A 24,463-nucleotide genomic window follows, 5' to 3' on the forward strand; every position below is an offset into this window, starting at 1 on the left:
CAATGAAAAAAATTATAATAATAGTATTTGTTGCTTTTACAGTGTATTCATGTAAAACAACTTTTAAATCAACTGAAAACAATACAGCTTCAAAACAATCTACAAACGATAAAACTGCAGATTTTACACTTGCTTTTGGATCTTGTAATAAACCGAATCAAAAGAATTTATTATGGGATGATGTTGCAGCTGTAAACCCAGATGTATGGCTTTGGGGAGGAGATATTATTTATGCAGATACAGAAGATATGGCTAAAATGGAAGCAGATTATAATCTTCAAAAAAAGCAAAAAGGTTATGATGCTCTTTTAAAACAAACAAAAATTTTAGGAGTTTGGGATGATCATGATTTTGGTGCAAATGATGCGGGTGTAGAATATCCGAAAAAAGAAAAAAGTCAGGAGTTATTGTTAGATTTCTTAGGAGTTGATAAAAACTCTGCTAGAAGAAATAGAAAAGGCGTTTATCATTCAGAAGTTATAAAAACGGCTAAAGGTTCTGTGAAAATTATGTTGTTAGATACTCGTTATTTTAGAACAGATATCAGTAAAAAAAGCGTAAACGGAGATCAAGATAATCGTACTATTTTAGGAGAAAAACAATGGGCTTGGTTAGAAAATGAATTAGTTAATTCTAACGCACAGTTTAATATCATTTTAAGTAGTATACAAGTAATAGCAGAAAAGCATCCGTATGAAAAATGGGCAAATTTTCCGTTAGAACGTAAAAAAATGTTAGATGTAATTGTGTCTTCAAAAGCTAATAATGTAATTCTATTATCTGGAGATCGTCATATATCAGAGTTTTCTAAAGAAGAAGTAAGTGGTTTAGCATATCCGTTAATTGATTTTACTTCTAGTGGAATGACGCATGCAAGTAAGAATTTTACAAAAGAATACAATCCGGCAAGAATTGGTAAGGTTGTTTCGTCAACAAGTTTCGGAGTGTTAAAAATTAATTTTGACAAAAATAGTGTCGAAATGGAAATGCGAGGAGATGATACTTTGCAGCAAAAAATAGAGCAAGTTTATCCATTAAAATAATTAAAAGTGTTACTCTAAATATTATTTTATTTCAGTATTTAAAAGACGAGCTGTTTTTCTTTTTGAAGTGTTGTAGCAACAGTTTGACGGGTGACTCCAATAAGGTTACCCATGTCTTTTTTAGAAAGTAGATTACTCAATAAAAAACGTTGCCCTTTTGTATTTGTAACTTCGATATTGTAATATTCTTGTAAAGACTTTACTTTATCTTCGATGTTTTTTTCTTTAATCGTTTTTAATTTCACCTCTGCAGAACACCATCTTTTTACAATGTAAGAAATAAACCAATTTGTAACAGCAGGTTCTGTTGTAGTTAAGTTTTTAAAAAAATCTAAGTCATATAATCTTATTTTGCAATCGATTAAAGCTTTTGCGTATTCTTGAAAAATACCATTTAGATATTTTAAATTACCAAAAAACTCATTATGAGGTAAAACTTCATATACAAAACTATCACCGTCATCAGAATAGCCACCTAATTTTACCGCACCTGTTATTATTTCGTAAATAAAATTGTCTTTGTTTGGTGGTAAATAGATGTAATCGTTCTTTTTTACATCAATCTCAAATATTAATTGATCATTAATTGGTTTGTTTAAACTATGTAAATAGGGTAAAAGCTTAAAATCTTCAAAACCTTTATTAATGGGTCTAATATCGTTCATTACGTTGTTTAATTGATTTAGCAGATAAATGTAATTTTTTAAGCATGCTCTAATGTTAAGCAATTATTATTTAACATCATTTTATAAAAAAAAAAGCCAATCCAATTAAGGATTGACTTTTAATTAACTAACTATTATCAAATTCAAATTTTACTATTTATTAACTATGCTAATTCTTCTTCGACCATTAAAATATTAATAGCTGATTGAATTTTTTGCTGCTGTTGTTCTAACATTTTTCTTGTTGATGGTGCAAAAGCATCTTCCTTTAGAATCTCTTTATACTCTTCTAAGCTTGCTTTTTCACCTCTTAAAGCTTCCTCTAAAATTGCCTCTTCATCATTTGTACTAAATAAAGATTTTAAAGACATCCAGTTTCTGTGCATTGCACCTTTAAAAGAGCCGTCATCTTCCGGGATTTGGCCGTAAGACAATATTTCTGTTCTTAATTCTTTTGCGAATTGGCTTCTTTCTGAAGCTCTATTTTTAAAGAAAATTTTTAAATTAGAACTTTCTACGTTTTCTGCAGAATTTAAATATCCTTTCTCTGCATCGTAATTTTTCTCTAGTAATTCGTTTAACTTATTCGAAATTTTTTCTGTGTACTTCATTGTGTCATTTTCATTTTAATTTCAATATCGTTCTTTATAGATGTGTATTGTTTCGCATCTGCAACTCAAAGATACAAGCTAAATTAGAAGATAAAAGATGTTTAACAAGGTTTATGATTTCTTAACTATTTTTAACGGTCTTAATGTTAAAATAATGGGTTAAGCTTTAACATTTTAATCAAAATCATTGTGAGCCAATATAATAGTTGATTAATAGAAAAAAAGTTGTATTTTTGCGCCCACTTACCACGAGATGGTAAGATTATTAATAATCAAGGTCGAGAACCTTAAAAAATTAACAAATTATGTCTGTAAAAATCAGATTACAAAGACACGGTAAAAAAGGGAAACCATTCTATTGGATCGTTGCCGCTGATGCTCGTGCAAAAAGAGATGGTAAATACTTAGAAAAAATTGGTACTTACAATCCTAACGTAAACCCTGCAGAAATCAACTTAAACGTAGATAAAGCTGTACAATGGTTACAAAATGGTGCACAACCAACGCAAACTGCAAAAAACATTTTATCTTACAAAGGTGCAATGTTAAAAAATCATTTAGCTGGTGGTGTTAGAAAAGGTGCTTTAACTCAAGAGCAAGCAGATGCAAAATTTGCAGCTTGGTTAGAGGCAAAGTCTACAAAAATTGCTGATAAAGAAGCAGGTTTATCTAAAGCTCAATCTGATGCAAAAGCAGCAGCTTTAGCAGCAGAAAAAGCAGTTAACGAAGCAAGAATTGAAGCAGCTAAACCAGTTGTAGAAGAGGTTGCTGAAGAAGTTGCTACAGAAGAAGCAGCTCCAGAAACTATTGATGAAGCAGCAGAAAAAGCAGCAGAATAAATTATAAAGTTATACGAATATGCGTAAAGAAGATTGTTTTTATTTAGGCAGAATCGTAACAAAATATAGTTTTAAGGGAGAAGTTGTTATCAAGTTAGATACAGACGAACCCGAGTTGTACAAAAATATGGAATCAGTTTATGTCGAATTTGGCACAAACCTGGTTCCATTTTTTATTGATAAAAGCTCGCTACATAAAGGTAATCAACTACGTGTGCAGTTTGAAGATGTTTACTCTGAAGAAGAAGCAGATTCAATTTTAAAATGTGGTGTTTATTTACCCACAACAATGTTACCAAAACTAACCGGAGATAAGTTTTATTACCACGAAGTAATAGGTTTTACAGTGACTGATGCTAATTTTGGTGAAGTTGGTACAATTGTTCATATAAATGACAAAGCTGCTCAACCATTATTTGAAATCGATAGAGATGGTAATGAGGTGTTTATACCAATGGTAGACGATTTTATTAAAAAGGTTGATAGAGAAAATAAAACTATAGAAGTTGAAACTCCTAACGGACTTATAGAACTTTATCTATAAAAAGAGAGGTGCTAGAGCGGTCGAATAGGCTACCCTGGAAAGGTAGTGTGCTGGTAACGGTACCAAGGGTTCGAATCCCTTTCTCTCTGCTAAAAAAATATATTTAAAATTTAATTATTTAAAAAGTTCTGTGTAATTAAACACAGAATTTTTAGTTTAAAAAACTAATATTTTGTCAAAACCATTTAGATTTAAAGAGTTTACGGTGCATCAAGATAAAACTGCCATGAAAATTGGTACAGACGGTGTTTTATTAGGAGCTTGGTGTTCTTTAGGTGAGTATCCAGATACTGTTTTAGATGTTGGTTCTGGTACAGGTGTTATTTCTTTAATGATAGCACAACGTTGTGATGCAATGACTATTGATGCTGTAGAAATTGATGAAGGTGCTTACGAACAAAGTGTAGATAATTTTGAAAAATCTGATTGGGCAGATCGTTTGTATTGTTACAATGCAACTTTTAAAGAATTTGCAGACGAAATAGAGGAGGAAGAAGAAGAGTATGATGTTATAGTTTCTAATCCGCCATTTTATACAGATAATTTCGAAACCGATGATAATGCCAGAAATAAAGCTAGATTTACATCGGCTTTATCATTTGAAGATTTAATAAGTAATACAGCAAAAATTTTATCTAAATCGGGTGTTTTTTCTGTAATTATTCCTTTTAAAGAAGAAACGAGTTTTATTGATTTAGCAAAAAAAAATCATTTATTTCCTACTAGAATTTGCCGAGTTAAAGGCACAGAAACATCAGAAATTAAAAGAAGTTTATTAGAGTTTTCTTTTATTGAAAAAGAATTTTCGATAGAAAATTTAACAATAGAAATCTCTCGACATGAATATACAGAAGCTTATAAAAATCTTACAAAAGATTTTTATTTAAATATGTAAATTTTTATGTTAGCCAATAACGTTATTTGGATTATAACCTAAATAAGGCACATCTTTTTCTTTAAATTTTATTCCGTAATTTTCTAATTCTTTTAAAATTGGCTCGTACACTTCTTTAGATATAGGTAGTTGTACTCCCGGAGTTTTAATTTCGCCTTTTAAAATCTTTAAAGCAGCAATTGCAACCGGTAAACCAACGGTTTTTGCCATAGCAGTATATTTTTGATTTTCGCCAATAACAACTAAGCTACTTTCTATTTGTTTTTTTTCTCCGTTTAATTCGTAACCAAATAAATGTTGCATAACAATCATGTCTTTATCATCTTCTTGCAATGTCCAAGAATCTTCGAGAATTTTTTGTAGCATTTGTGCAGGGGTTGCGCTTTTTAAACCAATAATTTTCTTAGGATTAAAAAGATCAAGCTCAACTAATTTTTGCCACATAATATCATCTTGATCAATTTTTAAATAAGAACGTAGTTTTAGTTCAACAGAATCCGAAGGTGAATAGGCTAAAAATAGATTTACAAAATCTCTGTAGCTCATTTTATCAGAATTTTCTATGATGTATGTATCATCTGTCATACCCAATTGCACAAAAATATTCCATGCTCTAGAAAAACCAACTTTTCTAATGGTGCCTCTGTACATTGTTGGTATGTTTTCTAAACCATAAACATTTCTATATTTTAAAGAATCTCTGTTAGCATAGGCTTCAAAATCTCCGCTTCCATTAATTTTTAAAAACTCTGTACGTCTAAATAATTTATGATAAGGTATGTATTTGTAAGTTCCTTCTTGTATAAACATTGCGGCACCGCCTTGTCCTGCTAAAACTACATTTCTCGGATTCCAAGTAAATTTGTAATTCCATAAATTAGTATCGCTTTCTGGTGCTACTAATCCGCCTGTAAAAGATTCAAATAAAAGTAATTTGGCATTTTTTTCTCTTAATTTATCAAGAACTTGCATTGCACTCATGTGATCAATTCCTGGGTCTACACCAATTTCATTCATAAATACCAAACCATTTTCTTTTGCTTTAGAATCTAAGGCTTTCATTTCTTCGGATATATAAGAAGCGGTTACCAAATGTTTTTTTAATTTGATACAATCTTTTGCTACTTCAATATGAAATCTTGCAGGCAACATAGAAATTACAATATTTGCATTTTCGATACACTTTAAGCGATTTTCTTGATCAAAAACATCCAATTGAATAGCTTTTGCATTTTTTTGTTTTCCAATTAATTTTTTTGCATTATCAACAGATACGTCTCCTATTGTAACGTAGAGATTTTCTTGTTCAGATTTGTCTAAAAGATATTTTATAAGAGAAGAACTAGATTTACCTGCGCCAATAATTAGGATGTTTTTCATGGAATAAGATGTATTTTTGTATGTAATACGAATATACATTAATTGTTTAAAATTAAACAAAAACCATTAAAAATGTTTAAAAATTTAATTATTACTAGCGTGCTTGGTGCTTTGGCTATTGTTTTAGGTGCTTTTGGCGCACATGCATTAAAAGAAAGTTTATCTGCAACAGAGTTGCTTAGTTTCGAAACAGCGGTTAGATATCAAATGTATCATGTAATAGTTTTACTTTTTGTAAATACTTATAACGAATTTTCAATTTCTCAAAAAAATAGGATAAGTCTATTTTTCTTTTTAGGAATTTTATTCTTTTCAGGTTCTATTTATGCAATAAATTTAACTTCAATTACGGCAAAATCTATTTGGTTTGTAACACCACTGGGTGGTTTGTTTTTTATAATTGGTTGGATTTTAATGATTACACTATTCGTAAAAAAAATATCAAATAAATAATATATTCATAAAAAAGAGGTAAATAACTTTTCTGTAAAAAAATATTGTTTAATTTTGTCGTGTAATAATAGAAACACAACTAAAATTATAGAAATGATAAATCTAAATACGAAATCGATTTCGTTAGAAAATTTAGGAATCAGAAATGCAACTGTTCGCTACCAATTAACTTCGGATGAACTGCATGCAGAAACTTTAGAAAAAGAACAAGGTGTAGAATCTTCTTTAGGCGCAATTGCGGTTAATACCGGAGAGTTTACAGGAAGATCACCAAAAGATAGGTTTATCGTAAAAGATGATATTACCAAAGACCAAGTTTGGTGGAGTGATATTAACTTACCATTTGACGCTGATAAATTTGATGCACTTTATAACAAAGTAACAGATTACCTTTCGGATAAAGAATTATTTGTAAGAGATTCTTATGCTTGTGCAGACGAAGATTATAAATTAAATATTCGCGTTGTAAACGAATATCCTTGGAGTAATATGTTTGCTCATAATATGTTTTTAAGACCTACGGAAGAAGAACTTAAAACATTTGATGCAGAATGGACAGTTGTTAATGCACCTGGTTTTATGGCAGATGCAGCGGTAGATGGCACACGTCAGCATAACTTCGCAATTTTAAACTTTACAAGAAAAATTGCTTTAATTGGTGGTACAGGATATACTGGTGAAATTAAAAAAGGAATATTTTCTGCTTTAAATTTTATCTTACCAGTCTATAAAAACACCTTACCAATGCATTGTTCTGCAAACGTTGGTAAAGATGGTGATACAGCTATTTTCTTCGGATTATCTGGTACAGGTAAAACAACACTTTCAACAGATCCAGACAGAAGTTTAATTGGTGATGATGAACATGGTTGGACTGCAGAAAACTCTGTTTTTAACTTTGAAGGAGGTTGTTATGCCAAAGTAATAAACCTTTCTAAAGAGCAAGAACCAGAAATTTTTGGTGCCATTAAAAAAGGAGCAATCTTAGAAAATGTTATTATGGATGATAAAGGTGAAATAGACTTTGCAGACATATCAATAACACAAAATACTAGAGTTAGTTATCCAATTTATCATATAGAAAATATTAAAAAACCATCAATTGGTAAAAATCCTAAAAATATTTTCTTTTTAACGGCAGATGCTTTTGGTGTATTGCCTCCAATATCTAAATTAACACCTAACCAAGCTGCATATCACTTTATATCTGGTTATACAGCTAAAGTTGCAGGTACAGAAGCAGGTGTAACAGAACCAACACCAAGTTTTTCTGCGTGTTTTGGTGCGCCTTTTATGCCTTTACATCCAACTAAATATGCGGAAATGCTGAGTAAGAAGATGAAAGATGCAGGTGTAAACGTGTGGTTAATTAATACAGGTTGGTCTGGTGGACAATATGGTGTTGGAAGAAGAATGCCATTAAAATATACAAGAGCAATGATTTCTGCTGTTTTAAACGGCGATTTAGGAAGTTATACATATGAAGATTATCATATTCATTCAGTTTTTGGTGTGGCACAACCTAGAAGTTGTCCTGGTGTACCAACAGAATTATTAAGCCCGAGAGCTACATGGAACAATGATGAAGCTTACTATAAAACGGCATTTAAATTATCAAATGCATTTAGACACAACTTTAAACAATTTGAAGATGTAGCTAGTGAAGACATCCGTAGAGGAGGACCACAGCGTTATGCTTTTTAGATAAAAAACATATATTATTGATAAAAACACTTCTTTTTGAGGTGTTTTTTGTGTTTTTAAGCTTATTTTTCATTAAAAATTGGTTTGAGTCAAGATTTGAAGTTATAGAGTTAATGTAAACTACTCTTTCAAATTATCTTTGTGGTGTACTTATAATGGTACAGAAATTGCAATAATTAGAATAACAGAGAAAGTTAACCATAAAAAAATAAATATGAGCAATAGTAGCAACACAGTAGTAGGTTTATTAGCAGGTACAGTTATAGGGGCAACCTTAGGTATTTTATTTGCACCAGATAAAGGAGAAAAAACAAGAAAGAGAATTTCTGAAGAAGCGATTGCAGCAAAAGACAAAATAACAGAAAGAGCTTCTGAACTGCAAAGTCAAGTTTCTTCTACTGTTTCAGACAAAAAAGAAACTTTAGATACGCAATTAGAAAATGTAGTTTCTAACGTTAGTCATAAAGCAGAAGATGTAATTACTACTTTAGAGAAAAAGCTGAAAGAGTTAAAAGAGAAAAATAAAAAATTACAAAAATCTGTCTAAATAGATGAGCATTTTTAAAAGTTTTAGTAATTCTGCAGACAAAGGTACAGATGCTGGTAAAGAGTTTGTTTCAAAATCTTACGAGCATGCAAAATTAAAAGCGTTTCAAATCTCTGCCTTAACTATAGGTATGATTGCTAAAATACTTTTAATAGGAGGTTTGGCTTTTATTGGCTTTGTTTTCTTATCAATATCGGCAGCAATAGCATTAGGAGAACTTTTTAACAGTAGTGCTTTAGGGTATTTAGCTGTAGCAGGAATTATAATTGTTATTGCATTGCTTTGTTATCTTTTTAGAAAAACTTTAGATAAAAAAGTTATTAGTAAAATGTCTGATGTATTTTTTAATTAAATATAAAAGTTATGAAAAACTATACTAGTTTTAAGGAAATTGACAGAGATTTAAAGCAATTAGCTTTAGAAAGAGATATTGCATTAGAAGAATTAAAAGGTGTAAAAAATGATTTTGAACAAAGCTTAAAGCCATTAAATATATTAAGTAGTTCTCTAAAGTTTTTAAGTAAATACAGTGCTTTAGTATTTATAAAAAAGATTTTTAAATAAAATATAACAGCAAAGTTATTCGATTGTTTTTATAATATTCGAATAAGTGGTTGGTTGATTGATGAACCTCAGCGTTAACGCGCTGAGGTTTTTTTATTGCTCTAATACTGCGGTTAATTTTTTCTTAAACTGATTAGGAGTGATATCATATTTTTCTCTAAATATTTTAGAAAAATAACTTCTGCTACTAAAACCGATTGTATATACTATTTGAGAAATATTTAAATCTGTAGTTCTAATTAAATCTCTAGCAGATTCTAATCGAACATGTCTTATATATTCTGTAACTGTTCTATTGTATAAAAATTTAAAACCATCTTGCAATTTCGATTGCGTTAAACCAGATTTTAAAGATAAATCTTCTAATGAATAATCTTTTTCTGGTCTTTTTAAAATAAGAGCACTTAACTTTCTAATAATTTTTAATTCGCTTTTATCTAAAGAAGTTGGTAGTGGCACACCAGCTAAAAGTCTATTATGTTGTTGAATGTGTAAAGACAATATTTCGTACACAACAGCTTCAATTTTAAGAATTCTAAGCATTCCCTTTCCTTTTACTTTTTTGAGCTTCTTAATTAAATCGGCCATTTTTAAATTAAGCGTACCATAATTAGAAAAACGATTTTCATGATCCGTATCAACAAAAACTTCATATAATTTTTTGTTTAGGCTAGAAACGTTAGAGGTTCTCTTTTGTAAAAATTGTTTTCTTACAATTTCTATTAAATTTAGATTTAAGTGTTCGTTTTTGATGAAATGTAGGTAATTATAACCACCTGTTTTATTTGTGAAAATTAAAGATTGAAATTGTTCTACCTTTTTCTCTGTATTGTCTATACCAAATCGATGTTTAAAAGAACCAACATAAGGATATAAAAATCGTATAGGATTAAACTCTGGTTGCGCCAAGATTTTAAAAATAAATTCTTTTCGAAGTGTAATGTCAAAATCTAGTAGATTCACTCCCCAATCAAAAGGTATAAATCGTAAAGAACCTATAGCATTTTCATTGTCTATGGTTAGAATACTTTCGTTCCAATTATTTATAATAGAACCGCCAATTTTCTGCTGTATTTGTTCAAGTAAATCTTTCTGACTGTTGGCAATTATATCAATTGTTATCATAATTAACTACTTGAGGTTGCTGAAAACGTTCTACTTATAAAGATAACTTAAAATTATTTAGAAAAATCATATCGATTAATACTTTTAGGAAAAGAGCTAAAAAATTTTCGATTTCGGCTGTAAATTTGAACAAATAAAAAAAATATATCATGAACATTTACGAGGAAATAAGAATAGACCACGACAAGCAAAGAGAACTTTTAGACAAATTAGTTGATACTTCTGGAGACACAAACTTAAGAGATCAATTATTTAAAGAATTAAAAGAAGAGTTAGAAGTGCATGCAAACGCAGAAGAACGTCATTTTTACAAGCCTTTAATTACTAGTGATATGATGCAAGAAAAAGCAAGACACGGTATTGCAGAACATCATGAAATAGATGAGTTGATAGAAAAGTTAGAAGAAACCGACTACGATTCTTCTGCATGGTTAAAAACAGCAAAAGATTTAAAAGAAAAAGTAGAGCATCATTTAGAAGATGAAGAACATCAATTTTTTCAATTATCAGGTAAAGTTTTTTCAGAAAAACAAAAAACTACCTTGGCAACTAGCTATAGAAAGTACATGAAAGAAAACATAGCTGTATAAATATAAAAAAAACTCTAAAAATTTATAGAGTTAATTATAAAAGTATTTGCACTAATAGTTCTTTTAGATAAGAGCTAATTTTGAAATATCAAATAGATGTAAAGCGTTTGGCATCTTAAAACGAAACGAGCGTTCATAAAAAAAAATAGAAAAATGAATACTTACACACAAGAAGTTGGACAGAAATTAAATGCTCTTTTAGAGAAAACATATGATGCAGAAAAAGGTTTTAAAAAGGCTGCAGAAAATATAGAAAACAATTCTCTTAAAATATACTTTAATAGAAAGGCAGAAGAGAGATATACTTTTGGGCACGAATTAAAAAAAGAAATCAAATCTTTTAACCAAGATGTAGATAAAGGTGGTAGTTTAACAGGAACAGCTCACAGAGCTTGGATGGACGTTAAATCTTTATTTTCTTTAGATGACGAAGAGTCTATGTTAGAAGAAGCAATACGAGGAGAGAAAGCTTCTATTGAAGAATATAATGATGTTTTAAAAGAAACAAGTTTACCAAGTAGTACTAAAGATGTGTTAGAATCTCAAAAAGCTACTATAGAAACTGGTCTTTACAATATTAAATCTTTAGAAGAAATATCATAAGATTTAAACTTTAGTTAGAACTCGAAAAAGATGCTGCAAGGCATCTTTTTTTTTGTTAGAGTTACTTTTTGTTTTCTATTAGAGTTAATAATCAATTTATTAGAGTTAAGTAAAGCACTATAAACCAAGTAAATTTGTAATGTAAGAAATAGGAATATCTATTTATATATTAACCATTAAAACTTTATAATTATGTTACGTTGGACAATCACATTTGTAGTAATTGCATTAATTGCTGCAGTATTAGGATTTGGAGGAATTGCAGGAGCTTCTGCAGGAATTGCTAAAATATTATTTTTTGTATTTTTAGTATTATTTGTGCTTTCTTTAATTAGAGGCGGAGTTAAAAGATAAAACCAAAACTTTATATATAAAAAAACTGTTTAATTAAATTTAAACAGTTTTTTTATGCAATAAAATGATGTTTTTTTGCATGATCTATGGCTTCTTTAGAAGAATCAACAATAAAAAATTCGGTGTCATTATAATTCTCTATCAATAACTTAATGCGTTCCATTTTTTTACTGTGTAGCACACTTCTTAAATAAATAGCTTTTATTTTATTGGGATAATTTTTAGTGATTTCCATATAAATATCAGCATCATGTTCACCCGCATCTCCTATTAAGATAAATTTTAAATCGTTATAAGTGTTAAGAATATTTCTAATTTCGTTTTGTTTTTGTGGTTTTTCTTCAATAGTTTTTTTCTTAAAAATACTACCCGCAGTTCTTAGCAAAACAGCTCCTTCCGTAAAATTATTTTTTTCAAGAAAAAAGTCTAAATATCGATATAAATTCCAAGGACTATGACTAACATAAAACAAAGGGTTTGCGTTTTTGCCAGATTTACCAAGATGTAACAAGTTGTAAAACTCTGCAGCACCAACAAGCGCTTTCCTTTTTAAAGGAGAAACAAAAAATGTATTTATAAGTACACGCCATTTCATTCTAGAAACAACGCCTGTATGTAAAATGGTGTCGTCTATATCGCTTATAATTCCGTAGTCTACTGTTAATTTAGGTATCAACATTTTACCTAAAAATATATTGTTTTTGGTAATTTTTCTATTGATATTAGTATTGGTAAACGAAATTTTAAAGTTTAACCACCCTTCGGTATCAGTTAAACTAGTTAAATTATTTAAGGTCTCAGAAACTTCAAAATAACCTTTATTATCTGTTTTAGTTTCAATTTTATGGTTATTTGGTAATAGAATTGTTAAGGCTGTATTTCGAACCTCATCACTTTCAAAACGCTTCCAGGTATTTACAAACAAACTAAAAATATTGTTTTTTTCTAGGTTGATATTTTCATCTTGTAAAGCTCTACCTCTGACATAAAAATGTGTATCGCTACCATAACTATTAAAAACAATTATTTGTAAAGGATCTTTGCTGAAAAGTGACATGTGTTATTAGGGCTTATAAATTAATTAGGTTCAAACAAAAATACTAATTGTATAAAGGAAGTAATGAATTTTCTTACTATTATTTGAGTTAAGAAGATTTTTTTTTGAGCTAATAAGAACTGTTAAATACCTTTAGTTTTGTCATATGCTTATATAAAGAGCATATTAAGTTTAACCAAAATTTTAAATATTATGAAAAAAATTATTATGACAATAATGGCAGCAACTATATTGTATAGCTGTGATGTAGATCAAACGAAAAAAACTAAATTACCAGATGTAGATATTGATGTAGATACAGAAGCAGGACAATTACCATCTTTTGATGTAGATTGGGCAGATGTAAACGTAGGTACAACAACTAAAACTGTAAAAGTGCCTAAAGTAGTGGTGGTAATGGAAGAAACAGAGGTAGAAGTACCTTATGTAGATGTAGATATGCCAAATGATGATGATACGTTAGAAAAGGAAGAGCAAACTTTAATGGTAGAAGTTGAAGTTACAGATAAAGAGCACAAGATTGACATCAAAGAGATTAGAGCCATGAACAATAATTTAGTTGTTATTTCTAAGTTAGAAGAAATGGATCAATCTATAAATGATAAAAAGATGAGAATCTCAGATCAGATTACATTAAACGCACCAGATTTAAATGTAAAATATTATATTGTTGGTGAAAAACCAGATAGAATTTTTAATACAAGATATAAGTATTTTAAAACAATAGAAGACTTAAACCAAAAAATTGGTGATGATTACAAAGTAATTTATAAGAAATAATTTATCTTATTATTGATAAAAAAAGCTGCAGTTAATGCAGCTTTTTTTATGTTCTTATTTTTAAAGTATTTTATTTTAACTTATAACTTTTGTTTACAGTTTCAGTTTTAGAAATTTTTGCAAGTTTATTGTCTTTTTGCATTATTATTTCTTTTTTAACCTCTTTACCTTGAACTTTATCTTCGGTATGTCCACCTAAAATAGGAGCTATAACCAAACCAATTAAACAAGTTAATTTAATTAAAATATTCATTGACGGACCAGAAGTATCTTTAAAAGGATCTCCAACAGTATCACCAGTAACAGCTGCTTTGTGAGCATCAGAACCTTTATACGTCATTTCTCCATCAATTTCTACACCAGCTTCAAAAGATTTTTTTGCATTATCCCAAGCTCCACCAGCATTATTTTGAAAAATTGCCCATAAAACTCCAGAAACTGTTACACCTGCCATATAACCACCTAACATTTCTGCGATAGCTAATTTATCCATACCAAAAGCCAAAGGAAGAAATGCTATTACTAAAGGGAAACCAATAGTTAATAAACCTGGTAACATCATTTCTTTTAAAGATGCTTGTGTAGATATTGCTACACATTTATCATATTCTGGTTTTCCTGTACCTTCCATAATACCTGCAATATCTCTAAATTGTCTACGAACCTCTTGTACCATTTCCATAGCAGCTTTACCTACGGCATTCATTGCCAAAGCAGAAAAAACAACTGGTACCATACCGCCAACAAATAACATTGCTAAAACTGGAGCTTTGAAAATGTTGATTCCGTCTATTCCTGTAAATGTTACATAAGCAGCAAAAAGAGCTAAAGAAGTTAAAGCAGCAGAAGCAATCGCAAAACCTTTTCCTGTTGCAGCTGTAGTATTACCTACAGAATCTAAAATGTCTGTACGCTCTCTTACAATTGGTTCTTGTTCGCTCATTTCTGCAATACCACCTGCATTATCCGAAATTGGCCCGAATGCATCAATAGCTAATTGCATAGCTGTAGTTGCCATCATTGCAGAAGCAGCTAATGCGACTCCGTAAAAGCCAGCAAAAGCATAAGAAGCCCAAATTGCACCAGCAAATAATAATACTGAAGGAAAAGTTGAAATCATACCTGTGGCTAAACCTGCAATAATATTTGTACCTGCACCTGTAGAAGATTGTTGTACAATTTTAAGAATAGGAGATTTTCCTAATCCGGTATAATATTCGGTTACAGATGAGATTACTGCACCTACAATTAAGCCTACTAAAGTTGCGTAAAACACTCTCATAGAAGAAATTTCTTGTAGTCCTTCACCAAAAAACTCCATAGTCATAGTTTCTGGTAGCATCCAAGTAACTAAACCAAAACAAGAAAGACCAACTAAAATAATAGAAGTCCAGTTTCCTTTATTTAAAGCTCCCATAACTTGAGATTCTTTAGCGTTGTTATCATTAATTTTTACCAACATTGTACCGATAATAGAAATTATAATTCCAGCACCTGCAATTGCCATTGGTAATAAAATAGGGCCAATTCCTCCAAAAGCGTCGTTTATACTTCCGCCCATATCTTTAATAACATAATTTCCTAAAACCATTGCTGCCAATACGGTAGCAACGTAAGAACCAAATAAATCGGCTCCCATACCTGCAACATCACCAACATTATCACCAACATTATCTGCAATAGTTGCTGGGTTTCTCGGGTCATCTTCGGGTATTCCTGCTTCTACTTTACCTACTAAATCTGCACCAACATCTGCAGCTTTTGTGTAGATTCCACCACCAACTCTAGCAAAAAGAGCAATCGATTCTGCACCTAAAGAAAAACCAGCTAAAGTTTCTAGAACAATTGTCATATCGGTGGTAGAAGTCCAGACTCCGCCCATAAATTTTTGGTAAAAAGCAATAAAGAAAGCAGTTAAGCCTAATACAGCCAAACCTGCAACACCAAGCCCCATAACAGTACCACCGCCAAAAGAAATTTTTAATGCATTTGGTAAACTTGTTTTTGCTGCTTGTGTAGTTCTAACATTTGTTTTTGTAGCTATTTTCATACCGATATTACCTGCAAAAGCAGAAAAAACAGCACCAAATATAAAGGCAACAACAATTAAGATGTGAGTGGTAGGTACAATAAAAGAAACCGCTGCTAGTGCAATACTAACAATAACTACAAAAATTGCTAATAGCTTATATTCTGCGCTTAGAAAAGCAAGCGCACCTTCATAAATGTAATCAGAAATTTCTTTCATTTTACCGTCTCCTGCATCTTGTTTCATTACCCAAGTTTGTTTAATCCACATGTAGATTAAACCTAATACTGCCATTGCAATCGGCATCCAAATCATTAGTGATTCCATATATTAAATTTATTTGATTAGTTAAAAAATGATTGTAAATGTAATAAATTCAATTTAAAGTCTATAAAAAAATAAATTTCACATAAAATAAGCTTAAAATAAAAGATTATGTAATTTTTTTAATAGTTATTCTGAATAATTGATTTATGGTAATATGATAAAAATATGATTTGGAATAAAGTTAGAAGCAAAAAAAAACTCTTTAAAATTATTTAAAGAGTTTTTAAAATACTTATAAAATGTATTTAGATTTTAAATTGATCTACTTTTTTGTAGTCGCTTTCTTGATATCTTTTTACAGATTCAGAAAATATTTGGTAAGCCTCTTTAGCATCTCCCCATCCACCAACATCTACTTTTTTCTTTTCTAAATCTTTATAAACTTTAAAGAAGTGTTCTATTTCTTTTAATCTATGAGGATTTAAGTCAGAAATATCACTTTTATTGTTCCAGATAGGATCTGAAATTGGCACACAAATAATTTTTTCATCTGGTCCTTTTTCGTCAGTCATATGAAATACACCAATTGGTTTTACTTCAATAACACACATAGGGAAAGTTGGCTCGTGACCTAATACTAATACATCTAACGGATCATCATCTAAAGCTAAAGTTTCTGGTACAAAACCATAATCTGCAGGGTACATCATAGAAGAAAATAACATTCTATCAAAACGAATCTTATTTAAATCAAAATCATACTCATATTTATTTCTACTTCCTTTAGGTATCTCTATTAAAACATCAAAAGTCTTCTTATCTTCTGAACTCATAAATTTCTTATTTATCTTTTAAACTTATTGCAAAAGTAGTAAATCTTATAAGTTTTTCAATATATTTTATAGTGTATTTGCGCAATGGTTTTCGAACTTATTTAGAATGAAAAAATCCTTTTTTCAAATTAAGAAAAAAGGATTTTTAAAATTTATGTAAAATTGTGTATTAAATATACATTACTTCTTTTACTGCTTTTATAACATCTTGTGCATTCGGAATCCATTTTTCGAATAAAACAGGAGAGTAAGGCGCTGGTGCATCTGCAGTAGTTATTCTTTTGATTGGAGCATCTAAATAATCGAATGCTTCGTTTTGAATTCTATATGTAATTTCTGACGCTACACTTGCAAATGGCCAAGCTTCTTCTAAAACTACTAATCTATTTGTTTTCTTTACAGAAGTTAAAATAGCTGCGTGATCCATAGGACGCACAGTTCTTAAATCTATAATTTCTACAGAAATATTGTCTTTTGCTAATTCGTCTGCAGCTTTGTAAGCTTCTTTAATAATTTTACCAAAAGAAACAATAGTTACATCTGTACCTTCTCTTTTAATGTCTGCAACACCAATTGGTATAATGTACTCTCCTTCCGGAATTTCCATCTTATCACCATACATTTGTTCAGACTCCATAAAAATTACCGGATCATCATCTCTAATAGCTGCTTTTAATAATCCTTTAGCGTCGTATGGGTTAGAGGGTACAATAACTTTTAAACCAGGTGTGTTTGCAAACCAGTTTTCAAATGCTTGAGAGTGTGTTGCTCCTAATTGACCTGCAGATGCAGTTGGTCCTCTAAAAACGATAGGACAATTGAATTGCCCACCAGACATTTGTCTAATTTTTGCCGCATTGTTAATAATTTGATCAATACCAACTAAAGAGAAGTTAAAAGTCATGTATTCTACAATAGGTCTGTTGCCATTCATAGCAGAACCAATTGCAATACCTGCAAAACCAAGTTCTGCAATAGGAGTATCTATAACTCTTTTTGCACCAAACTCGTCTAACATTCCTTTACTAGCTTTATAAGCTCCATTATATTCTGCAACTTCTTCACCCATTAAGTAAATGCTTTCATCTCTGCGCATTTCTTCGCTCATGGCTTCACAAATTGCCTCTCTAAATTGAACTGTCTTCATTGAATCTAAATTATTGTTTGTTTTTTGATAAGCAAAAGTAAGGAATTTATGAGTAAATAAAATGTACTTTTATATCAAAAATAGAAGAATTTTATATTTTGAACATGTTTATTGATTTTGTTAGTATTAAAAAGTATGTAATCAGTAGTTTTTTAGTTTTGAATTTAATCAACACAGGCATAGATTATGATTTTTAATAAATTATTCATCAATTAAAAATTATCTATGATACTCTATTTATTCTGCTGTATTTTTTAGAAAAGTTTAAAAATTTAGACCTTTATTTATCGTAAATTGATAAATAAATAAAAAAAAAATACTATGCATGCATAGTAAATTTAAAAAAAAGCCGTAATTTCGTCAACAAGAAAAGAATATAAAATTATAATTTATGAAAATATTAGTTTGTATTAGTCACGTACCTGATACCACTTCAAAAATTAATTTTACAAATAATGATGCTGAGTTTGATAAAAACGGTGTGCAGTTTGTAATTAATCCTTATGACGAATTTTGTTTAACAAGAGCAATGTGGTTTAAAGAAAAGCAAGGTGCTACAGTAACGGTTGTTAATGTTGGTGGTGCAGAAACAGAACCAACGCTAAGAAAAGCTTTGGCAATTGGTGCAGATGATGCTATTAGAATAAATGCAGAACCAACAGATGGGTTTTTAGTAGCTAAAGAATTAGCAGAAGTTGTAAAAAACGGAGGATTCGATTTAGTTTTAGCAGGTAAAGAATCTGCAGATTATAATGGTCAAATGGTACCAGGAATGTTAGCATCATTAATAGATTTTAATTTTGTTAACGGTTGTGTAGAGATGGAAGTAGACGGTACAAGCGTAAATGCAAAAAGAGAAATTGATGGTGGTACAGAATCTTTAGCAACAACTTTACCATTAGTAGTTGGTGGACAAAAAGGTATTGTAGAAGAAAAAGACTTGCGTATTCCTAACATGAGAGGAATTATGATGGCACGTAAAAAACCATTGCAAGTAGTAGAAGCTACTGGCGCAAATGCATCAACAAATATTCAAACTTACGAAAAACCAGCACCAAAAGGAGCTGTTAAATTAGTAGATGCAGATAATTTAGATGAGTTGATTAACTTATTACACAACGAAGCTAAAGTTATTTAAGTTTCGGTAAAAGTTTCACATTCTAAATTTTATCAAAAAAATAATTAAAAATTCATTTTCTATAAGCGTTTTAATGCTTTAGAAAATATAAAAATAAAAAATATGTCAGTTTTAGTATTTGCCGATTCAACAGACGGAAAATTTAAGAAAACTGCTTTTGAAGTAGTTTCTTACGGAAAAAAAGTTGCAGAACAGTTAGGTGAAAATGTTGTTGTTTTAACAATAAACGCTGCTGATTCTTCAGAATTACATAAATATGGTGCAGAAAAAGTTTTAGCGGTTTCTAACGATAGTTTAACAACATTTAATGCAAAACAATATGCTGCGGTATTGCAACAAGCAGCAGCAAAAGAAAGTGCATCTGTTGTAGTTGTAGATTCTAGTATAGATGGTTTGTATTTAGCACCTTTAGTAGCCGTTTCTTTAGAAGCAGGTTATGCATCTAATGTAGTTGCTGCACCATCTAGTACAAGCCCTTTTACAGTAAAAAGAAAAGCATTTTCTAACAAAGCATTTTCTAATACTTTAATTTCTACAGACAAAAAAGTTATTGGTTTAGCAAAAAATTCTTTTGGTATACATGAGAATGCAGTAGAAGGGACTGTAGAGGTTTTTGATGCAGAAGTTGCTGCATCAGGCGTAACATCAGAAAATATAGAAAGAGTAACCGGTAAAGTAACAATTGCAGATGCAGATACTGTAGTTTCTGCAGGTAGAGGTTTAAAAGGACCCGAAAATTGGGGAATGGTAGAAGAGTTAGCAGAAGTTTTAGGCGCTGCAACAGCTTGTTCTAAACCAGTTTCAGATTTAGGTTGGAGACCTCACGGTGAGCATGTTGGGCAAACAGGTAAACCAGTTGCTTCTAATTTATACATTGCAATTGGTATTTCTGGTGCAATACAGCATTTGGCAGGTATTAATGCATCTAAAGTAAAAGTAGTTATCAACACAGATCCAGAAGCACCATTTTTTAAGGCAGCAGATTACGGAGTTGTAGGAGATGCTTTTGAAGTTGTACCTAAATTAATAGAAAAATTAAAAGCGTTTAAAGCCGCTTAAAAATGGTTTGGGCGTGCCCAAATTATGAAGTTATAGCATTTCAAAAACCTATCAGAATTTATTGTTTTGATAGGTTTTTTAAGTTAAACAATTTCTAAAATCATAATTTCGTCAGGCTTTCGCTACTCGCTTTTTATTTTGTTTCAATTTATTTCACAAAACAAAAGAGCTCAAACAATAGCTCTATCCTTCACGCAGGCTTTATTATAACTAAAAAAGTAAAGTATAAAAAATAACTGTTTTCACTATCTAATTTTTTAGTAAATTGTGCCCTTAAAAATTAGCCTAAAATAATTTTAAAAAAAGCTAATTTTATTTTCCCGCAGAAAGATATATGAGTTTAATAAAACTAACCATAAAAGGAATTTCTTACAGCCAAACACAAACTGGTGCATATGCATTAGTTTTAAGTGAAATGGAAGGAAGTAGAACTTTACCAATAATTATTGGAGCCTTTGAAGCACAATCTATAGCCATAGCTTTAGAAAAAGAAATAAGACCACCAAGACCATTAACACACGATTTGTTTAAAACCTTTTCAGATAGATTTCAAATAGAAATAAAAGAGGTAATTATTCATAAATTAGTTGACGGTGTTTTCTTTTCTAGTTTAATTTGCGAAAAAAACGGAGAACAAGAAGTTATAGATGCAAGAACATCAGATGCAATTGCAATTGCAGTACGTTTTCAAGCACCAATTTATACCTACGAAAACATTTTAGACAAAGCAGGTGTTTATTTAAAAATTGAAGAAGAATTAGGTTTAACAGATGATGCTGAAGATGAAATTACATCAGAAATTGATACAATTTTAGAAGTTGATAAATCAGATTCTTATGCAGAAAAATCTATAACAGAGCTAAATCAAGAGTTAGACAAAGCGGTTGCTAATGAAAATTATGAATTGGCAGCAAAAATTAGAGACGAAATTAGTAAACGGTCTTAACACGAAACTTACCTTATGAAAAATATATTTTTAATTGCCTTTTGTTTTATTTCAATTTCAATTTTTGGGCAAGATTTAGAACAAAATTGGACCTTTAATTCTGTAAAAAAATCAGACGGAACATCTTTACTTCAATCAGAAGAAACTAAAGTTTTTTCTTTATCCGAGGGTAAATTTCAACTTCCTGCATACGCAGATAAACCAGCTTCTACAGGAACTTACTTAAGACAAAATAATCTTATAATCTTTAATGCTACAACACCAAAAGAAGAATTAAGATATTTTAATATTGTATCTTTTGATAATGCAAGCCTGGTTTTATCTGAAGGAGACGTAACATATACATTAGCATCGCCAGAATATACTAAAATAGTATTGGCAGAAACAGATAACGTAACACCAATTAAAAAGGTAGAAGAAGTAGAAGAAACAAAATCAGTTATAGAAAATGAAGGTATTATAGAAAGCGGTAGCTTTACTTTTACTAGTTTTTGGCGTGGTGCATTAGGTATGTTTTCTTTAATTGTAATCGCTTTTTTATTTAGTTCTAAAAAGAAAGCTATCGATTGGAAAAAAGTAGGAATTGGTTTAGCGTTACAGTTAATTATTGCAATTGGCGTTTTAAAAGTTTCTTTTATTCAGAAAGCATTTGAATTGGTTGGTAAGCTTTTTATTGAAATCTTAGAATATACAAAAGCCGGAAGTAAGTTTTTATTTGATGGTTTAATTGCAGATATGGACACGTTTGGATACATTTTTGCTTTTCAAGTTTTACCTACAATTATATTTTTCTCTGCATTAACTTCCCTTTTATTTTATTTAGGAATTATACAATGGATGGTTAAAATCTTAGCAATTGTATTGTCTAAGTTTTTAGGTATTTCTGGTATGGAAAGTTTATCTGTTGCAGGTAATATTTTCTTAGGACAAACAGAAGCACCATTACTAATTAAAGCATATTTAGAAAAGATGAATAAATCTGAAATGCTTTTAGTAATGATTGGTGGAATGGCAACAGTTGCCGGAGCAGTATTGGCTGCTTACATTGGCTTTTTGGGTGGCGGAGACAAGGAATTAGAATTGGTTTTTGCAAAGCATTTATTAGCAGCGTCTGTTATGGCAGCACCTGGTGCAATTGTAATTTCTAAAATTCTATATCCGCAAACAGAAGAAGTAAATACAGATGTTACGGTTTCGCAAGAAAAAATAGGTTCTAATATTTTAGATGCAATTGCAAACGGAACAACAGAAGGTTTGCGATTGGCAGTAAATGTTGGTGCAATGTTATTGGTTTTTGTAGCTGTAATTGCAATGATAAACGGTGGTTTAGGTTTAATAGGAGATTTAACTTCTTTAAATGAAATTATAGCAAGTAATACAGCATATGATCAGTTGTCTTTAGAGTTTATTTTAGGATATGTTTTTGCACCTTTAATGTGGTTAATAGGTGTGCCAACAGAAGATATGACACTTATGGGGCAATTATTAGGTATTAAACTAGCAGCAAGTGAATTTGTTGGTTACATACAGTTAGCTGAATTAAAAAATGTTGCAAATGCAACACATTTAGCATATAATAAATCGATAATTATGGCGACCTACATGTTATGTGGTTTTGCAAATTTTGCTTCAATTGGTATTCAAATTGGTGGTATTGGTTCTTTGGCTCCTGGACAAAGAAAAGTATTGTCAGAATTCGGAATGAAAGCATTAATTGGTGGTACAATAGCCTCTTTAATGTCTGCAACTATTGCAGGTATGATTATTGGCTAAGACAAAAAACTATTTATTAAATAGTTAATAACTTTAAAATATTATTTAAAAAGCTTCATAAAATCATTTGAAGCTTTTTTTATTTTTACACTTATTTATTTTAGAAAAATAAATCTAATTAACACTTTACATCATAAAATGAAACAATATCACGATTTAGTAAAGCACGTTTTAGAAAACGGAAACGAAAAAGGAGATAGAACTGGTACAGGAACAAAAAGTGTTTTTGGTTATCAAATGAGATTTGATTTAAGTGAAGGTTTTCCGATGGTTACCACAAAGAAATTACACTTAAAATCTATAATTCATGAACTTTTATGGTTTATAAAAGGAGATACAAATATTAAATATTTGCAAGAAAATGGTGTAAGAATCTGGAATGAGTGGGCAGATGAAAACGGAGATTTAGGTCCTGTTTATGGGCATCAATGGCGTAATTGGAATAGTGATGAAATTGATCAATTAAAAGATGTAATTGCAACTTTAAAAGAAAACCCAAATTCTAGAAGAATGATGGTTTCTGCTTGGAACCCTTCAGTAATGCCAGATACGTCAGTTTCGTTTTCTGAAAATGTAGCAAACGGAAAAGCAGCTTTACCTCCTTGTCATGCTTTTTTTCAGTTTTACGTAGCAGACGGAAAATTATCATGTCAATTATACCAAAGAAGTGCAGATATATTTTTAGGTGTACCTTTTAATATTGCTTCTTATGCTTTATTTACAATGATGGTCGCACAAGTTTGTGGTTATAAGGCAGGAGAATTTATTCACACATTTGGTGATGCTCATATTTATAATAATCATAAAGAACAATTAGAATTGCAATTGTCTAGAGATATAAGGCCTTTACCAAAAATGAAGATGAATTCGAATATAAAAAATATTGAAGATTTTACATTCGAAGACTTCGAATTGTTAGACTACAATCCGCATCCTCATATAAAAGGAAAAGTTGCCATTTAAATAAAAAAGACTCTCAATTAATTGAGAGTCTTTTTTATTTTATACAGTTAATACACTGTTTTCTGCACCTGCATAATCGTTCCAAGAAAAACTATCTGCTTCTGCATCATTAGTGTAAACGCCGTCTATTACATATCTAAATTCGTAAGAATTATTAGCTTCTAAATCTACAGTTGTTTTAAAAGTACCGTTCTTTAATTTCTTTAAAGGAGTAGAAGCAGCATTCCATTCGTTAAAACTTCCTACTACAGCTACATTACTAGCTTCTTCTGGTGAAATAGAGAAAGTTACTTTGCAAACAGGTTTGCTTTTTAAAAATTGTTTTTTAATTGCCATAGTCTTTTGTATTTAAAAATTGTCTCAAATTTTTAAGTAAAAGTATATAAGTATTAGAACATAACAAGCCTAAAATTAGTGTTTTAATAAAGAATTATCACTTTTGTAATTCTGATATAATTATATTGTAAAATCTATAAAATGATTCTTATAATTTAGTATTTACATAATAGTTTTTAATCTTTTTATTACTTGAAAATCAGTAGTTATTAACGAAA

The 24,463-nt window shown here is 30.2% G+C and carries 27 protein-coding genes and 1 tRNA gene; 19 read left to right on the forward strand and 9 right to left on the reverse strand.

Annotated features, from left to right (window positions below; all coding sequences use genetic code 11):
- The first annotated feature begins 2 nt into the window (after positions 1–2).
- On the forward strand, positions 3–1,043 hold the full coding sequence (locus tag BXQ17_RS13470; protein ID WP_077811142.1) for an alkaline phosphatase D family protein: 1,041 nt from the start codon (positions 3–5) through the stop codon (positions 1,041–1,043).
- A gap of 38 nt (positions 1,044–1,081) precedes the next feature.
- On the opposite strand, the gene BXQ17_RS13475 is transcribed toward BXQ17_RS13470, so the two are convergent.
- A complete protein-coding gene (locus BXQ17_RS13475) occupies positions 1,082–1,708 on the reverse strand; it encodes a Crp/Fnr family transcriptional regulator (RefSeq protein ID WP_077811143.1) in 627 nt (208 codons plus the stop codon).
- A gap of 164 nt (positions 1,709–1,872) precedes the next feature.
- Positions 1,873–2,319 carry a PA2169 family four-helix-bundle protein gene (locus BXQ17_RS13480; RefSeq protein ID WP_077811144.1) on the reverse strand — a complete coding sequence of 149 codons (447 nt, stop codon included), beginning with the start codon at positions 2,317–2,319 and terminating at the stop codon, positions 1,873–1,875.
- Between the two features lie 305 nt (positions 2,320–2,624).
- Here BXQ17_RS13480 and BXQ17_RS13485 point away from each other — a divergent pair, with 305 nt between their 5' ends.
- The 4 genes from BXQ17_RS13485 (at position 2,625) to BXQ17_RS13500 (ending at position 4,597) form a co-directional block, all read left to right on the forward strand.
- Positions 2,625–3,158, forward strand: a complete 534-nt coding sequence (locus tag BXQ17_RS13485) for a 30S ribosomal protein S16 (protein WP_077811145.1) — start codon at positions 2,625–2,627, stop codon at positions 3,156–3,158.
- A gap of 19 nt (positions 3,159–3,177) precedes the next feature.
- Complete coding sequence (gene rimM, locus BXQ17_RS13490; protein ID WP_077811146.1) at positions 3,178–3,702, forward strand: ribosome maturation factor RimM; 525 nt, start codon at positions 3,178–3,180, stop codon at positions 3,700–3,702.
- 2 nt (positions 3,703–3,704) lie between these two features.
- A tRNA-Ser gene (locus BXQ17_RS13495) sits at positions 3,705–3,791 on the forward strand.
- 83 nt (positions 3,792–3,874) lie between these two features.
- The gene (locus BXQ17_RS13500) at positions 3,875–4,597 is read left to right on the forward strand and encodes a tRNA1(Val) (adenine(37)-N6)-methyltransferase (RefSeq protein WP_254712385.1); all 723 of its coding nucleotides are present in this window, start codon (positions 3,875–3,877) and stop codon (positions 4,595–4,597) included.
- Positions 4,598–4,606: 9 nt separating this feature from the next.
- Here the strand turns inward: BXQ17_RS13500 and BXQ17_RS13505 are convergent, their stop codons facing one another.
- A complete protein-coding gene (locus BXQ17_RS13505) occupies positions 4,607–5,977 on the reverse strand; it encodes a saccharopine dehydrogenase family protein (protein WP_077811429.1) in 1,371 nt (456 codons plus the stop codon).
- Between the two features lie 72 nt (positions 5,978–6,049).
- Here BXQ17_RS13505 and BXQ17_RS13510 point away from each other — a divergent pair, with 72 nt between their 5' ends.
- From BXQ17_RS13510 to BXQ17_RS13530, 5 genes are all read left to right on the forward strand, one after another.
- Positions 6,050–6,430, forward strand: a complete 381-nt coding sequence (locus BXQ17_RS13510) for a DUF423 domain-containing protein (RefSeq protein WP_077811430.1) — start codon at positions 6,050–6,052, stop codon at positions 6,428–6,430.
- Positions 6,431–6,523: 93 nt separating this feature from the next.
- On the forward strand, positions 6,524–8,134 hold the full coding sequence (gene pckA / locus BXQ17_RS13515; protein ID WP_077811147.1) for a phosphoenolpyruvate carboxykinase (ATP): 1,611 nt from the start codon (positions 6,524–6,526) through the stop codon (positions 8,132–8,134).
- Positions 8,135–8,348: 214 nt separating this feature from the next.
- Complete coding sequence (locus BXQ17_RS13520) at positions 8,349–8,681, forward strand: YtxH domain-containing protein (protein WP_077811431.1); 333 nt, start codon at positions 8,349–8,351, stop codon at positions 8,679–8,681.
- A 4-nt stretch (positions 8,682–8,685) separates the two neighbouring features.
- A complete protein-coding gene (locus BXQ17_RS13525) occupies positions 8,686–9,033 on the forward strand; it encodes a hypothetical protein (RefSeq protein WP_077811148.1) in 348 nt (115 codons plus the stop codon).
- Positions 9,034–9,044: 11 nt separating this feature from the next.
- On the forward strand, positions 9,045–9,245 hold the full coding sequence (locus BXQ17_RS13530; RefSeq protein WP_077811149.1) for a DUF6327 family protein: 201 nt from the start codon (positions 9,045–9,047) through the stop codon (positions 9,243–9,245).
- A 93-nt stretch (positions 9,246–9,338) separates the two neighbouring features.
- On the opposite strand, the gene BXQ17_RS13535 is transcribed toward BXQ17_RS13530, so the two are convergent.
- Positions 9,339–10,370, reverse strand: coding sequence for a helix-turn-helix transcriptional regulator (locus BXQ17_RS13535; protein WP_077811150.1), 1,032 nt, complete (start codon positions 10,368–10,370; stop codon positions 9,339–9,341).
- A 149-nt stretch (positions 10,371–10,519) separates the two neighbouring features.
- Between BXQ17_RS13535 and BXQ17_RS13540 the strand changes: the two genes are divergently transcribed.
- From BXQ17_RS13540 to BXQ17_RS13550, 3 genes are all read left to right on the forward strand, one after another.
- Positions 10,520–10,960 (forward strand): hemerythrin domain-containing protein, encoded by a 441-nt coding sequence (locus tag BXQ17_RS13540; protein WP_077811151.1) that lies wholly within the window; start codon positions 10,520–10,522, stop codon positions 10,958–10,960.
- A gap of 153 nt (positions 10,961–11,113) precedes the next feature.
- Positions 11,114–11,563 (forward strand): PA2169 family four-helix-bundle protein, encoded by a 450-nt coding sequence (locus tag BXQ17_RS13545; RefSeq protein ID WP_077811152.1) that lies wholly within the window; start codon positions 11,114–11,116, stop codon positions 11,561–11,563.
- A gap of 192 nt (positions 11,564–11,755) precedes the next feature.
- On the forward strand, positions 11,756–11,917 hold the full coding sequence (locus BXQ17_RS13550; RefSeq protein ID WP_077811153.1) for a DUF1328 domain-containing protein: 162 nt from the start codon (positions 11,756–11,758) through the stop codon (positions 11,915–11,917).
- A 52-nt stretch (positions 11,918–11,969) separates the two neighbouring features.
- On the opposite strand, the gene BXQ17_RS13555 is transcribed toward BXQ17_RS13550, so the two are convergent.
- On the reverse strand, positions 11,970–12,974 hold the full coding sequence (locus BXQ17_RS13555) for an App1 family protein (protein WP_077811154.1): 1,005 nt from the start codon (positions 12,972–12,974) through the stop codon (positions 11,970–11,972).
- A gap of 192 nt (positions 12,975–13,166) precedes the next feature.
- On the opposite strand from BXQ17_RS13555, the gene BXQ17_RS13560 reads away from it, so the two are divergent.
- Complete coding sequence (locus BXQ17_RS13560; protein ID WP_077811155.1) at positions 13,167–13,754, forward strand: hypothetical protein; 588 nt, start codon at positions 13,167–13,169, stop codon at positions 13,752–13,754.
- Between the two features lie 70 nt (positions 13,755–13,824).
- On the opposite strand, the gene BXQ17_RS13565 is transcribed toward BXQ17_RS13560, so the two are convergent.
- From BXQ17_RS13565 to BXQ17_RS13575, 3 genes are all read right to left on the reverse strand, one after another.
- On the reverse strand, positions 13,825–16,110 hold the full coding sequence (locus BXQ17_RS13565; RefSeq protein WP_077811156.1) for a sodium-translocating pyrophosphatase: 2,286 nt from the start codon (positions 16,108–16,110) through the stop codon (positions 13,825–13,827).
- Positions 16,111–16,355: 245 nt separating this feature from the next.
- Positions 16,356–16,883 (reverse strand): inorganic diphosphatase, encoded by a 528-nt coding sequence (locus tag BXQ17_RS13570; RefSeq protein ID WP_077811157.1) that lies wholly within the window; start codon positions 16,881–16,883, stop codon positions 16,356–16,358.
- Between the two features lie 169 nt (positions 16,884–17,052).
- Positions 17,053–18,030 (reverse strand): pyruvate dehydrogenase complex E1 component subunit beta, encoded by a 978-nt coding sequence (locus BXQ17_RS13575; protein WP_077811158.1) that lies wholly within the window; start codon positions 18,028–18,030, stop codon positions 17,053–17,055.
- A 391-nt stretch (positions 18,031–18,421) separates the two neighbouring features.
- On the opposite strand from BXQ17_RS13575, the gene BXQ17_RS13580 reads away from it, so the two are divergent.
- The 5 genes from BXQ17_RS13580 to BXQ17_RS13600 all read left to right on the forward strand — a co-directional run bounded on the left by BXQ17_RS13580 (position 18,422) and on the right by BXQ17_RS13600 (position 23,909).
- Complete coding sequence (locus BXQ17_RS13580; RefSeq protein ID WP_077811159.1) at positions 18,422–19,168, forward strand: electron transfer flavoprotein subunit beta/FixA family protein; 747 nt, start codon at positions 18,422–18,424, stop codon at positions 19,166–19,168.
- 102 nt (positions 19,169–19,270) lie between these two features.
- The gene (locus BXQ17_RS13585; protein WP_077811160.1) at positions 19,271–20,227 is read left to right on the forward strand and encodes an electron transfer flavoprotein subunit alpha/FixB family protein; all 957 of its coding nucleotides are present in this window, start codon (positions 19,271–19,273) and stop codon (positions 20,225–20,227) included.
- 334 nt (positions 20,228–20,561) lie between these two features.
- Positions 20,562–21,173: a bifunctional nuclease family protein gene (locus tag BXQ17_RS13590; RefSeq protein ID WP_077811161.1), complete on the forward strand. Its 612-nt coding sequence runs from the start codon at positions 20,562–20,564 to the stop codon at positions 21,171–21,173.
- Between the two features lie 15 nt (positions 21,174–21,188).
- Positions 21,189–22,946 carry a NupC/NupG family nucleoside CNT transporter gene (locus BXQ17_RS13595; RefSeq protein WP_077811162.1) on the forward strand — a complete coding sequence of 586 codons (1,758 nt, stop codon included), beginning with the start codon at positions 21,189–21,191 and terminating at the stop codon, positions 22,944–22,946.
- A gap of 138 nt (positions 22,947–23,084) precedes the next feature.
- Positions 23,085–23,909, forward strand: coding sequence for a thymidylate synthase (locus tag BXQ17_RS13600; RefSeq protein WP_077811163.1), 825 nt, complete (start codon positions 23,085–23,087; stop codon positions 23,907–23,909).
- Between the two features lie 39 nt (positions 23,910–23,948).
- On the opposite strand, the gene BXQ17_RS13605 is transcribed toward BXQ17_RS13600, so the two are convergent.
- A complete protein-coding gene (locus tag BXQ17_RS13605) occupies positions 23,949–24,245 on the reverse strand; it encodes an isoamylase early set domain-containing protein (RefSeq protein ID WP_077811164.1) in 297 nt (98 codons plus the stop codon).
- Positions 24,246–24,463: the final 218 nt, after the last annotated feature.

It is taken from the genome of Polaribacter sp. BM10 (assembly GCF_002005425.1).
Lineage (GTDB): Bacteria > Bacteroidota > Bacteroidia > Flavobacteriales > Flavobacteriaceae > Polaribacter > Polaribacter marinaquae.

What these genes read in the sequence shown, in the direction of transcription:
- BXQ17_RS13470 (WP_077811142.1), top strand. Translation starts at nt 3, where the DNA reads ATGAAAAAAATTATAATAATAGTATTTGTTGCTTTTACAGTGTATTCA.
- BXQ17_RS13475 (WP_077811143.1), bottom strand. Translation starts at nt 1,708, where the DNA reads ATGAACGATATTAGACCCATTAATAAAGGTTTTGAAGATTTTAAGCTT.
- BXQ17_RS13480 (WP_077811144.1), bottom strand. Translation starts at nt 2,319, where the DNA reads ATGAAGTACACAGAAAAAATTTCGAATAAGTTAAACGAATTACTAGAG.
- BXQ17_RS13485 (WP_077811145.1), top strand. Translation starts at nt 2,625, where the DNA reads ATGTCTGTAAAAATCAGATTACAAAGACACGGTAAAAAAGGGAAACCA.
- rimM (WP_077811146.1), top strand. Translation starts at nt 3,178, where the DNA reads ATGCGTAAAGAAGATTGTTTTTATTTAGGCAGAATCGTAACAAAATAT.
- BXQ17_RS13505 (WP_077811429.1), bottom strand. Translation starts at nt 5,977, where the DNA reads ATGAAAAACATCCTAATTATTGGCGCAGGTAAATCTAGTTCTTCTCTT.
- BXQ17_RS13510 (WP_077811430.1), top strand. Translation starts at nt 6,050, where the DNA reads ATGTTTAAAAATTTAATTATTACTAGCGTGCTTGGTGCTTTGGCTATT.
- pckA (WP_077811147.1), top strand. Translation starts at nt 6,524, where the DNA reads ATGATAAATCTAAATACGAAATCGATTTCGTTAGAAAATTTAGGAATC.
- BXQ17_RS13520 (WP_077811431.1), top strand. Translation starts at nt 8,349, where the DNA reads ATGAGCAATAGTAGCAACACAGTAGTAGGTTTATTAGCAGGTACAGTT.
- BXQ17_RS13525 (WP_077811148.1), top strand. Translation starts at nt 8,686, where the DNA reads ATGAGCATTTTTAAAAGTTTTAGTAATTCTGCAGACAAAGGTACAGAT.
- BXQ17_RS13530 (WP_077811149.1), top strand. Translation starts at nt 9,045, where the DNA reads ATGAAAAACTATACTAGTTTTAAGGAAATTGACAGAGATTTAAAGCAA.
- BXQ17_RS13535 (WP_077811150.1), bottom strand. Translation starts at nt 10,370, where the DNA reads ATGATAACAATTGATATAATTGCCAACAGTCAGAAAGATTTACTTGAA.
- BXQ17_RS13540 (WP_077811151.1), top strand. Translation starts at nt 10,520, where the DNA reads ATGAACATTTACGAGGAAATAAGAATAGACCACGACAAGCAAAGAGAA.
- BXQ17_RS13545 (WP_077811152.1), top strand. Translation starts at nt 11,114, where the DNA reads ATGAATACTTACACACAAGAAGTTGGACAGAAATTAAATGCTCTTTTA.
- BXQ17_RS13550 (WP_077811153.1), top strand. Translation starts at nt 11,756, where the DNA reads ATGTTACGTTGGACAATCACATTTGTAGTAATTGCATTAATTGCTGCA.
- BXQ17_RS13555 (WP_077811154.1), bottom strand. Translation starts at nt 12,974, where the DNA reads ATGTCACTTTTCAGCAAAGATCCTTTACAAATAATTGTTTTTAATAGT.
- BXQ17_RS13560 (WP_077811155.1), top strand. Translation starts at nt 13,167, where the DNA reads ATGAAAAAAATTATTATGACAATAATGGCAGCAACTATATTGTATAGC.
- BXQ17_RS13565 (WP_077811156.1), bottom strand. Translation starts at nt 16,110, where the DNA reads ATGGAATCACTAATGATTTGGATGCCGATTGCAATGGCAGTATTAGGT.
- BXQ17_RS13570 (WP_077811157.1), bottom strand. Translation starts at nt 16,883, where the DNA reads ATGAGTTCAGAAGATAAGAAGACTTTTGATGTTTTAATAGAGATACCT.
- BXQ17_RS13575 (WP_077811158.1), bottom strand. Translation starts at nt 18,030, where the DNA reads ATGAAGACAGTTCAATTTAGAGAGGCAATTTGTGAAGCCATGAGCGAA.
- BXQ17_RS13580 (WP_077811159.1), top strand. Translation starts at nt 18,422, where the DNA reads ATGAAAATATTAGTTTGTATTAGTCACGTACCTGATACCACTTCAAAA.
- BXQ17_RS13585 (WP_077811160.1), top strand. Translation starts at nt 19,271, where the DNA reads ATGTCAGTTTTAGTATTTGCCGATTCAACAGACGGAAAATTTAAGAAA.
- BXQ17_RS13590 (WP_077811161.1), top strand. Translation starts at nt 20,562, where the DNA reads ATGAGTTTAATAAAACTAACCATAAAAGGAATTTCTTACAGCCAAACA.
- BXQ17_RS13595 (WP_077811162.1), top strand. Translation starts at nt 21,189, where the DNA reads ATGAAAAATATATTTTTAATTGCCTTTTGTTTTATTTCAATTTCAATT.
- BXQ17_RS13600 (WP_077811163.1), top strand. Translation starts at nt 23,085, where the DNA reads ATGAAACAATATCACGATTTAGTAAAGCACGTTTTAGAAAACGGAAAC.
- BXQ17_RS13605 (WP_077811164.1), bottom strand. Translation starts at nt 24,245, where the DNA reads ATGGCAATTAAAAAACAATTTTTAAAAAGCAAACCTGTTTGCAAAGTA.